The 10,563-nt window shown below is 72.2% G+C and carries 11 protein-coding genes; all 11 read right to left on the bottom strand.

Annotation, left to right across the window (positions count from 1 at the left end; genetic code table 11):
* Window positions 1-385: 385 nt before the first annotated feature.
* Genes ABD268_RS09685 through argC form a run of 11 tightly spaced genes read right to left on the bottom strand, consistent with a single transcriptional unit; the run spans window position 386 to window position 10,562 of the window.
* Window positions 386-973, bottom strand: a complete 588-nt coding sequence (locus tag ABD268_RS09685; RefSeq protein ID WP_344150662.1) for a DNA-3-methyladenine glycosylase — start codon at window positions 971-973, stop codon at window positions 386-388.
* Window positions 957-2,384: an argininosuccinate lyase gene (gene argH, locus ABD268_RS09680; RefSeq protein WP_344150659.1), complete on the bottom strand. Its 1,428-nt coding sequence runs from the start codon at window positions 2,382-2,384 to the stop codon at window positions 957-959. Before argH ends, ABD268_RS09685 begins: the two co-directional genes overlap by 17 nt.
* Complete coding sequence (locus ABD268_RS09675) at window positions 2,381-2,848, bottom strand: NUDIX hydrolase (protein WP_344150656.1); 468 nt, start codon at window positions 2,846-2,848, stop codon at window positions 2,381-2,383. The genes argH and ABD268_RS09675 overlap by 4 nt, the downstream gene beginning before the upstream one ends.
* Entirely contained in the window at window positions 2,848-4,281 is a 1,434-nt protein-coding gene (gene argG / locus ABD268_RS09670; protein ID WP_344150653.1) for an argininosuccinate synthase, read from the bottom strand. The genes ABD268_RS09675 and argG overlap by 1 nt, the downstream gene beginning before the upstream one ends.
* A 60-nt stretch (window positions 4,282-4,341) precedes the next feature.
* Window positions 4,342-4,869 (bottom strand): arginine repressor, encoded by a 528-nt coding sequence (locus tag ABD268_RS09665; RefSeq protein WP_344150650.1) that lies wholly within the window; start codon window positions 4,867-4,869, stop codon window positions 4,342-4,344.
* Window positions 4,862-5,803, bottom strand: coding sequence for an ornithine carbamoyltransferase (argF, locus tag ABD268_RS09660; RefSeq protein WP_344150647.1), 942 nt, complete (start codon window positions 5,801-5,803; stop codon window positions 4,862-4,864). Before argF ends, ABD268_RS09665 begins: the two co-directional genes overlap by 8 nt.
* Complete coding sequence (locus tag ABD268_RS09655; protein ID WP_344150644.1) at window positions 5,800-7,011, bottom strand: acetylornithine transaminase; 1,212 nt, start codon at window positions 7,009-7,011, stop codon at window positions 5,800-5,802. Before ABD268_RS09655 ends, argF begins: the two co-directional genes overlap by 4 nt.
* A complete protein-coding gene (gene argB / locus ABD268_RS09650; RefSeq protein ID WP_344150641.1) occupies window positions 7,008-7,967 on the bottom strand; it encodes an acetylglutamate kinase in 960 nt (319 codons plus the stop codon). Before argB ends, ABD268_RS09655 begins: the two co-directional genes overlap by 4 nt.
* Window positions 7,964-9,115 carry a bifunctional glutamate N-acetyltransferase/amino-acid acetyltransferase ArgJ gene (gene argJ / locus ABD268_RS09645; protein WP_344150638.1) on the bottom strand — a complete coding sequence of 384 codons (1,152 nt, stop codon included), beginning with the start codon at window positions 9,113-9,115 and terminating at the stop codon, window positions 7,964-7,966. The genes argB and argJ overlap by 4 nt, the downstream gene beginning before the upstream one ends.
* Window positions 9,112-9,516, bottom strand: coding sequence for an ACT domain-containing protein (locus ABD268_RS09640; protein WP_344150635.1), 405 nt, complete (start codon window positions 9,514-9,516; stop codon window positions 9,112-9,114). Before ABD268_RS09640 ends, argJ begins: the two co-directional genes overlap by 4 nt.
* Window positions 9,513-10,562: an N-acetyl-gamma-glutamyl-phosphate reductase gene (gene argC, locus ABD268_RS09635; protein WP_425573702.1), complete on the bottom strand. Its 1,050-nt coding sequence runs from the start codon at window positions 10,560-10,562 to the stop codon at window positions 9,513-9,515. The genes ABD268_RS09640 and argC overlap by 4 nt, the downstream gene beginning before the upstream one ends.
* Between the last annotated feature and the right edge of the window lies 1 nt (window position 10,563).

The raw sequence follows: 10,563 nt of genomic DNA, 5'->3' as shown, positions 1-10,563 counted from the left end.
GTTATCGCCAGAATCATTGTCTTACCAAAGAAATCCGTATCCCATGATCCAAAGACCACAGAAGACGGGGCATAACAAACTAATTCGTCGACTATGACACACTGTTGAGTTCTCAAGAATCAGACGCGCTCCGTCCCGGCTCTCTCGAGCCAGCGGCGGGGCAACCTGCAGAAACTTACCGGGTCCGATCCTGCTCGTCAACTCGGGGCTGACCGGGCGGATCCTCACGTACGAAGCTCCTGGTCGAGGCGCGCCGCACCCACGTCGTTCTGGCCTCTCGACCTGTTGTGGGAGCCGCTTGCCGCGACAAGAAGAACGTTAGCAGCGTCTGAACGCAGAGCCAAAACTGGGGGGTTTGGAGCGCCCCGGCCGGGGGTATGCGCGCTCAGAGCCGCTTGGCGGGGCGGTAGGTCGACACGCTCCGCTCCCCCGTGATCCAGAACCGCCACGGCCGTTCGGGAGCGCCCCGGAGCCCCACCCTGGGCCCCGTCGACACCTCGTCTACCGGCTCGCCGAGGCTCAGCGTGAGGGCCCCGCCGTCAGCGAGGTCGGCACCGTCGTGGGTGAGGCCGATGCCCAGGGCCCGGCAGAGCCGGGCGGGGCCACGGGCGAGGTCCCGGTCGGACGCGCCGGGACGTCGCCGCCGAGCGAGCTCGAGCCCCTCCACCACCTCGCCGGCACGGACCAGGACGGCGCTCGGTGTCTCCTCGGGGCCGCACACGACGTTGCAGCAGACGTGCATGCCGTAGGTGAAGTAGCAGTACAGGTGCCCGGCCGGACCGAACATCGTCGCGTTGCGCGCGGTCCTGCGCCGGTACGCGTGGGACCCCGGGTCGTTCGGCCCGTCGTACGCCTCGACCTCGGTCAGGCGTACGACGACGTCGCCGTGCCGGAGCGTCGCGCCGAGCAGACGCGGAGCCACCTCGAGCACGGGCGCGGACAGCAGGCCGCGCAGGTCACTGCAGGCGGTCACGGTGAGAGGCCACCACGGTGGTCAGCTCCACGAGCTGCTCACCCACCCGGTCGGGGGACGTGCCGCCGCGACCGTTGCGGGAGGCGACCGATCCCTCGGCCGTGAGCACGTCGCGGACTCCCGGCGTCAGGTGCGGCGAGATCTGCGCGAACTGCTCGTCGCTCAGCTCGTGCAGCTCGACGCCGAGCTCCTCGCAGCGCCGGACGCAGGCGCCGGCCACCTCGTGGGCGACCCGGAACGGCACGCCCTCGCGCACCAGCCACTCCGCCACGTCGGTGGCCAGGCTGAAGCCCTGGGGCGCCAGCTCGGCCATCCGCTCGACGTTGAAGGTGAGCGTCGCGACCATGCCCGTGAAGGCCGGCAGCAGGACCTCGAGGGTGTCGACGGAGTCGAAGACCGGCTCCTTGTCCTCCTGGAGGTCGCGGTTGTAGGCGAGCGGCAGCGCCTTGAGCGTCGCCATCACCCCGCTCAGGTTGCCGATCAGCCGGCCGGCCTTGCCGCGGGCCAGCTCGGCGATGTCGGGGTTCTTCTTCTGCGGCATGATGCTCGACCCCGTCGACCAGGAGTCGTGCAGCGTCACGAAGTCGAACTCCCGGGTCGACCAGAGGATGACCTCCTCGGCGAGACGGCTGACGTCGACGCCGATCATCGCGGTGACGAAGGCGAACTCCGCCACGAAGTCACGCGCGGCGGTGCCGTCGATCGAGTTGGCGCTCGAGCCGGTGAAGCCCAGCTCGGCCGCCACGGCCTCGGGGTCCAGCCCGAGGCTCGAGCCGGCAAGGGCCCCGGATCCGTACGGCGACTCCGCGGCGACGCGGGCGTCCCAGTCGCGCAGCCGGTCGACGTCGCGCAGCAACGGCCAGGCGTGCGCCAGCAGGTGGTGCGCCAGCAGCACCGGCTGGGCGTGCTGGAGGTGCGTGCGGCCGGGCATGATGCTCGGTGCCTCGGGCGCGAGGTGGCCGCGCGCCTGGGTGGCGAGCGCGTCCACGAGGTCGAGCACCTGCCCGGCGACCGCGGCGGCGTGGTCGCGCAGGAACGCCTTGAAGAGCGTGGCCACCTGGTCGTTGCGGCTGCGCCCGGCGCGGAGGCGGCCGCCGATCTCAGGACCGACCTCCTCCAGCAGCAGCCGCTCCAGCGCACCGTGGACGTCCTCGTCGGACGGGTCGGGCAGCAGGGTGCCGGCGGCGTACCGCTCCCCCAGCGCGTCGAGGCCGCGGTGGAGCTCGGCCGCGTCACTGTCGCTGAGCAGGCCCGCCGCGCGCAGCACGTTCGCGTGGGCATGGGAGCCCGCCAGGTCGTACGGCGTCAGCCGCCAGTCGAAGTGCGTCGACCGCGACAGGGCCTCGAGCTCCGGGGCGGGCCCGCCGGCGAAGCGGCCGCCCCAGAGCTTGCCCTCGTTGGTGGTGCTCACGTGTCTCCTCTGACCGCGGCGATCGCGGTGGTCATGATGGCGGGCAGGTCGGGCGAGGCCGCGGTGCCGTCGGCGGCCAGCGAGTCGGGCGTCCACCAGGCGGCACGCAGGACGTTACCGACCTCGGCGGGCTCGAGCCCGTCGAGGCTCACCTCGACGTCGCGCTCCATCGCCATGGCGAAGAAGGTCGAGTGGTTGAGGTAGGCCACGCCGTCCCACGAGAACTCGTGGGAGCCCCGGTGCACCGGGACGCTCAGGTCGGCCGCGACCGCCTCGATCCCGGTCTCCTCCAGCAGCTCGCGCAGGGCGGCCTCGACATGGGTCTCCCCCGGGTCGACGGCTCCCCCGATGCTGACCCAGTGCAGGTCGTCCGGCCGGGCCGGGTCGCGGCCCTGCAGCAGCAGGACCTCACCGGTGGGGCTGACCGGCAGCACCCGCGCCGCGGTGCGGTGGATCGGCACCATCAGTCGGTGCCGAACTCCATCGCGGCGTGGTCCAGGGCCAGGTCGCCGGCGTCGCCCTCCGCCTCGGGGTTCTTGGCGATCCGGGCGTACCCGCCGGGCTCGAGCTCGCCGTACAGGGTCCCGTTCTCGACGAGGACCTGGCCCTGGTCCAGCGGCTGCGCGGCGTACGCCTCGAGCTTGTCGCGCGAGTCGGCGATGTCGAGGTTGCGCAGGGTGAGCTGGCCGATCCGGTCGGTCGGGCCGAACGCGGCGTTGTCGGTGCGCTCCATCGACAGCTTGTCCGGGTGGTAGGAGAAGTGCTGGCCGGACGTGCGCAGGACCGTGTAGTCCTCGCCGCGGCGCAGCCGGAGCGTCACCTCGCCGGTCACCAGCGAGGCGATCCAGCGCTGGATGGACTCGCGCAGCATCAGCGCCTGCGGGTCGAGCCAGCGACCCTGGTAGAGCAGGACGCCCAGGCGCCGGCCCTCCGCGTGGTAGTTGGCGATCGTGTCCTCGTTGTGCACCGCGTTGAGCAGCCGCTCGTAGGCGATCCAGAGCAGCCCCATGGCGGGCGCCTCGTAGATGCCACGCGACTTGGCCTCGATGATCCGGTTCTCGATCTGGTCGGACATGCCCAGGCCGTGCCGGCCACCGATCACGTTGGCCTCGTGGACCAGCGCCACCGGGTCGGCGTAGTCCTTGCCGTTGATCGCCACCGGGCGACCGGCCTCGAAGCGGATCGTCACGTCCTCGGTGGCGATGTCGACGCTCGGGTCCCAGAACTTCACGCCCATGATCGGCTCGACCGTCTCCAGCGAGACGTCGAGGTGCTCGAGGGTCTTGGCCTCGTGGGTGGCGCCCCAGATGTTGGCGTCGGTGGAGTAGGCCTTCTCCTGGCTGTCGCGGTAGGGCAGGTCACGCTCGGTGAGCCACTGGCTCATCTCGGTCCGACCGCCGAGCTCGTGGACGAACTCGGCGTCCAGCCACGGCTTGTAGATGCGCAGCGCCGGGTTGGCGAGCAGCCCGTAGCGGTAGAACCGCTCGATGTCGTTGCCCTTGAACGTCGAGCCGTCGCCCCAGATGTCGACGCCGTCCTCGTGCATGGCCCGGACCAGCATGGTGCCGGTGACGGCGCGGCCCAGCGGCGTGGTGTTGAAGTAGGCGCGGCCGGCCGAACGGATGTGGAAGGCACCGCACGCGATGGCGGCCAGGCCCTCCTCGACCAGCTGGGTGCGGCAGTCGACCGCGCGGGCGATCTCGGCGCCGTACTGGAACGCGCGTGCGGGCACACCGGAGATGTCGGGCTCGTCGTACTGGCCGATGTCGGCGGTGTAGGTGCAGGGCACGGCACCCTTGGCTCGCATCCAGGCCACGGCCACGGAGGTGTCGAGGCCGCCGGAGAAGGCGATGCCGACGCGCTCGCCCTTGGGCAGGGAGGTCAGGACCTTGCTCACGTGTGTTCCTTACGTTCGGGGGTGTGGTCGCGACGGCTCGGCCGTCGGGAGTGGTCTGGGTCAGGGCGCCGGCGACTGGTGCGTGTCGGCCAGCGCCACGATTCGTCGCGCCAGCTCGTCGCCGCCGGTGGCGTCGCGGCTGATCAGCAGCACGGTGTCGTCGCCGGCGACGGTGCCGAGCAGTCCGGGGAGGTCGGCGCGGTCGAACGCGGAGGCGAGGAACTGTGCGGCTCCCGGCGGTGTCCGCAGGATCGCCATGTTGGCGCTCGCGTCCGCGCTGACCAGCAGCTCACCGAGCATCCGGCCCAGCCGGTGGGTCGCCGCGGCGGACTCCCCGGGTGCGGCCGGCCGCCGGTCCCCGCCCTCGGCGGGCACGGCGTACACGAGCGCGCCTGACTGGGTGCGGATCTTGACGGCGTCGAGCTCCACCAGGTCCCGCGAGAGCGTGGCCTGGGTGACGTGGACGCCGCTGGCGGCCAGCAGCTGGGCGAGCTCGCCCTGGCTGCGGACCTCGTGCTGGGTCACCAGCTCTACGATCCGGCGGTGCCGGGCGTTCTTGGTCGTCGGACGCAGCGAGGCCTCACTCATCGCGGGCCTCCAGCAGCCAGGTGAGCACCGCCTTCTGCGCGTGCCGGCGGTTCTCGGCCTCGTCCCACACCACGCTCTGCGGACCGTCGAGCACCGCCGCGTCGATCTCCCTGCCGCGGTAGGCCGGCAGGCAGTGCAGGACGATCGCGTCCGCAGACGCCTTGCCCAGCAGCTGCTCGGTGACCCGGTAGGCGTCGAAGACGTCGGACCGGGCGTCGGCCTCGGCCTCCTTGCCCATCGAGACCCACGTGTCGGTGACGACCACGTCGGCCCCGGCGACGGCCGTGCACGGGTCGGGCTCGAGCACCGCGGAGCCGCCGGTGGTCGCGGCGATCGCCGAGGCGGCCTCGACCATGTCAGGACCGGGCGCGTAGCCGTCCGGCGAGCTGACCCGCACGTGCATCCCGGCGGTCGCGCCCGCGAGCAGCCAGGAGTTGCCCATGTTGCAGGCCCCGTCGCCCACGAAGGCGACGGTCAGGCCGGGCAGGTCGCCCTTGTGCTCACGCACCGTGAGCAGGTCGGCGAGGAGCTGGCAGGGGTGGAAGTCGTCGGTCAGCGCGTTCACGACCGGGACGCCGGCGTGGGCCGCCATCGCCTCGAGGCGCGCCTGCTCGAAGGTCCGCCACACGATGACGGAGGCCTGGCGGCCCAGGACCCGGGCGACGTCCTCGACGGACTCGCGCACACCGATGCCGGCCAGGGTGCCGTCCACGAGCATCGGGTGGCCGCCGAGCTCGGCGACCCCGGCCGCGAACGAGGCCTGCGTGCGCAGCGTCGGCTTGTCGAAGATCATCGCCACCGTGCGCGGCCCGGAGAGCGGGCCCGGGTGGTGGAGCGCGTCGTACGGCGCCGCCTTGAGGTCGGCGGCCAGGTCCAGCACCCGGGCCTGCTCGGCCGGGGTCAGGTCGTCGTCGCGCAGGAAGTGCCGGGTCATGGCGTCGCGCCCAGGCCCTCGTCCAGGATCGCCGGCCAGGCCGCCAGGAAGGAGTCCACGTCCTCGCGGGTCAGCACCAGCGGCGGGGCCAGCCGGATCCGGTCGGGTGTCGGGTTGTTGATGATGAACCCGTGCCGCAGCGCCGCGGCCGTCACCTCGGCGGATGCCTCCGCCGAGAGGTCCAGCCCGATCAGCAGGCCCTCGCCGCGCACCTCGGTCACCCGGGGGTCGGCGGCCAAGCCGTCGCGCAGCACCCGGCCGAGCTCGGTGACGTGCTCGAGCAGGTGGTCGGACTCGATCGTGTCGATGACGGCGAGCGCGGCCGCGCAGGCCACCGGGTTCCCGCCGAAGGTGGTGCCGTGGTTGCCCGGCTGCAGCAGCCCGCCGGCCTCGCCCAGCGCGATGCAGGCACCGATCGGGATGCCGCCGGCCAGGCCCTTGGCCAGGGTGACGATGTCGGGGGTCACCGCGGTCTCGCCGGGATCGACCGCCGAACGGTGCGCGAACCAGCGGCCGGTGCGGCCGATGCCGGTCTGCACCTCGTCGATCCAGAGCAGCGCCCCGTGCGCAGTGGAGATCTCGCGAGCGGCCGCCAGGTAACCCTCGGGCGGCATGACCACGCCCGCCTCGCCCTGGATCGGCTCCAGCAGCACGGCGGCGGTCTCGTCGGTGACCGCGGCGGCGAGCGCCTCGGCATCGCCGTACGGCACGAAGGTCACCTCGCCGGGCAGCGGCTCGAACGGCGTCCGGTAGGCCTCCTTCGAGGTCAGCGCCAGCGCACCCATGGTGCGGCCGTGGAAGCCACCCTGGGCAGCCACCACGTGGGTGCGCCCGGTGCGCCGGGTGAGCTTGAACGCCGCCTCGTTGGCCTCGGTGCCGGAGTTCGCGAAGAACACCCGACCGTCGGCGTCGAGCAGCGACAGCAGCTTCTCGGCGAGCCGGACCTGCGGCTCGCTGGCGAAGAAGTTCGAGATGTGGCCGAGGGTGCCGAGCTGGTCGGTGACGGCCTGGACCAACGCCGGGTGCCCGTGGCCGAGCGCGTTGACGGCGATGCCGCCGAGCAGGTCGACGTACTCCTTGCCCTCGGTGTCCCACACGTGGGCGCCCTGCCCGCGCTCGAGGACCAGCTTGGGCGGGCCGAACGTGTTCATCAGGGCACCGGCGTACCGGTCCTGCCACGTGGTCTGCAGGGTCTGCTGGTTCGTCAACGCCTGGCCTTCCTGATCTTGGTGGTCACCCCGGGCAGGACCTGGGTGCCGACGCCCTCGTCGGTGAACAGCTCCAGCAGGACGGCGTGCGGCTCGCGGCCGTCGACCACGGTGGCCCGCGGGACCCCGTCCTGCACCGCCTTGAGGCAGGCGCCCATCTTCGGCACCATCCCGCTGGCCAGGGTCGGCATCAGCTCGGCCAGGGACTCGGGGCTGATCTCGTAGATCACGTCGTCGCTGTCGGGCCAGTCACGGAACAGGCCCTCGACGTCGGTGAGGACCAGCAGCTTCTCGGCTCCCAGCGCGGCGGCCAGGGCCGCGGCCGCGGTGTCGGCGTTCACGTTGTGCACGAGGCCCTCCGCGTCGGGCGCGACGCTGGAGACGACCGGGATCCGGCCGGCGTCGATCAGGTCCACCACCGACTCCGGGCGGACGTGGGCGACCTCGCCGACCAGGCCGAGGTCGACCTCCTCGCCGTCGACGACGGTGTTGGTCGCCTGGGCGGTGAACAGTCCGGCGTCCTCGCCGGAGAGCCCGACGGCCAGCGGCCCGTGCTCGTTGATGAGGCCGACGAGCTCACGCTGGACCTTGCCGACCAGCACCATCCGGACCACGTCCATGGCCTCGGGCGTGGTGACCCGCAAGCCGCCGCGGAACTCCGACTCGATGCCGAGCCGGTCCAGCATCGTGGAGATCTGCGGGCCGCCTCCGTGCACGACGACCGGCTTGAACCCCGCGAACCGGAGGAAGGCGATGTCCTCGGCGAACGCCCGCTTGAGGGTGTCGTCGGTCATCGCGTTGCCGCCGTACTTCACCACCACGATCTTCTGGTGGTAGCGCTTGAGCCAGGGCAGCGCCCCGGCCAGCGTCTCGGCCTTGGCCGGGTCCGCCGGCTTGGGCTGGTGGATCTTGCCGTCGGGGTGCAGGTCGGAGGGCAGAATCTTGTCGTCGCTCATGAGGAGTAGGCGCTGTTCTCGTGGACGTAGGCGTGGGTGAGGTCGTTGGTCCAGACGGTGGCCCGTTCGGAGCCGGCCTTGAGGTCGATGGTGACGCTGACCTCGCGGGGCTTCAGGTCGACCGTGGCGGGGTCGGCGTGGGGCGTGGACTGCTTGCAGACCCACACGCCGTTCATGGCCACGTCGAGGTCGGCGGGGTCGAAGGCGGCGTCGGTGGTGCCGATGCTGGCCAGCACCCGACCCCAGTTCGGGTCGTTGCCGAAGACGGCCGCCTTGAACAGGTTGCTGCGCGCGACACTGCGGCCGACGGCCACCGCGTCGTCCTCGGTGGCGGCGTTGAGCACCGTGATCGCGATCTCGTGGTCGGCGCCCTCGGCGTCACGCAGCAGCTGCATCGCGAGGTCAGTGCACGCCTGGGTCAGCGCCTCGGTGAAGTCCGGCAGCGACGGGGTGATCCCGCTGGCGCCGCTCGCCATCACCGTCACGGTGTCGTTGGTCGACATGCAGCCGTCGGAGTCGAGCCGGTCGAACGAGACCCGGGTGGCCGCGCGCAGCGCGGCGTCGAGGTCGGCGGCCGGCACGACCGCGTCGGTCGTGAGCACCACGAGCATGGTGGCCAGCTGCGGAGCGAGCATGCCGGCGCCCTTGGCCATGCCGCCGACGGACCAGCCGGCGCCCTCCACCACGACCTGCTTGCTCACCGAGTCGGTGGTCATGATCGCCGCGGCGGCGTCCGACCCACCCGCCGCGCTGAGCGCCGCGGTGGCCGCGTCGACCCCGTCGAGCAGGTTCTGCCGGGGGTTGGCCAGGCCGATCAACCCGGTGGAGCAGACGACGACGTCGACGGCACCGATGCCCAGGTTGTTCGCGACCTGCTCGGCGACGGCGTGCGTGGTCTGGAAGCCCTCGGCACCGGTGTAGCAGTTGGCGCCACCGGAGTTCAGCACCACCGCCCGGACCGTGCCGTCCTTGACGACCTCCTGGCTCCACAGGATCGGGTTGGCCTTGCAGCGGTTGCTGGTGAACACGCTGGCCGAGTCGTGGGTGGGGCCGTCGTTGACGACGAGCGCGACGTCCTTGGCGCCCGTCGACTTGAGGCCGGCGGGGACGCCCGCCGCGCGGAAGCCCTGGGGGTTGGTGACGCTCACTTGTTGGCCTTTCCGGTCGCGGGGACAGCCGGGGCGACCTCGTGACCGGCAGCCCGCCAGGCCTCGGCGGCGCGGTCGGCTGCGTCCGAGGGGACCAGGATCCAGTCGGTGTCGTGGGTCGAGAGGGTGAAGACGCTGATCGAGGCCTCCGCCAGCGGGGCGAGGAGCCCGCTGAGGATCCCGGTCAGCGCGAAGTCGAGCGGGCCCTCGACCTCGAACGCCGTGAAGGGCCGCTGCGCCACGGCCTTCGTCGGGACGCTGCGGGCAGCGCACACGACGGAGGTCTCGGTCGCGGTGGCGGTCACGGAGAAGATCGAGGACGACTCCGCCCACCTCGGCACCTCGGCGCCGGGGCCGAGCCGGACGACCGCGAGGGTCTCGGGGAACCGGTTGAGCTTCACGGGGCGACCCCCACCGTGGTGAGGCCGAGGCCCTCGTCGAGGCCCAGCGCGAGGTTCATGCACTGCACCGCGGCTCCGGCCGTGCCCTTGGCCAGGTTGTCGACGGCACCCACGGCGACCAGCCGGCCGGCGGCCTCGTCGACGGTCACCTGCACGTGCACGACGTTGGAGCCCGTGACCGACTTGGTCTGCGGCCACTGGCCCTGGGGCAGCAGGTGCACGAACGGCTCGTCGGCGTAGGCCTTGGCGTAGGCGTCGTACGCCGCGTCCGCCGAGAGGCGCTGCCCGTCCCCGGCGGCCAGCGGCGCCGAGCAGGTGGCCAGGATGCCGCGCGGCATGGGGACCAGCAGCGGGGTGAAGCTCACCCGCACCGCCCCGTCGACGAGGGCCGAGAGGTTCTGGACGATCTCGGGCGTGTGCCGGTGGGTCCCGCCGACGCCGTACGCGCTGGCGTTGCCCATGATCTCGCTGCCGAGCAGGTGCGGCTTCGCGGCCTTGCCGGCGCCGCTGGTGCCCGAGGCGGCCACGACCGTGACGTCGGGCTCGACCAGTCCGGCCGCGACGGCCGGGGCCATGGTCAGCGTGGAGACCGTGGGGTAGCAGCCCGGCACGGCGATCCGGTTCGCACCGGCCAGCTGCTCGCGCTGCCCGGGCAGCTCGGGGAGCCCGTAGGGCCAGGTGCCGGAGTGCTCCCCGCCGTAGAACTTCGCCCAGGCGTCCGGGTCCGAGAGCCGGAAGTCGGCACCGCAGTCGATGACCACGACCTCCTCCCCCAGCTGGGCGGCGATCGCGCCGGACTGGCCGTGCGGAAGCGCCAGGAACACGACGTCGTGGCCGGACAGCGTGTCCAGGTCGGTCGGCTCCAGGACGCGGTCGGCCAGCGGCACCAGGTGCGGCTGCAGGGTGCCGAGCAGCTCCCCCGCGTTGGACGCGCCGGTCAGCGCGCCGATCTCGACCTCGGGATGTGCGACCAGGTGCCGGAGCAGCTCTCCCCCGGCGTACCCGCTGGCGCCGGCAACGGCGACTCGTTTCCTCGTCATTTGCATG

Source organism: Nocardioides koreensis (assembly GCF_039531775.1).
Classification (GTDB): domain Bacteria; phylum Actinomycetota; class Actinomycetes; order Propionibacteriales; family Nocardioidaceae; genus Nocardioides; species Nocardioides koreensis.
This window is presented reverse-complemented; position numbering and strand designations above follow the sequence as displayed.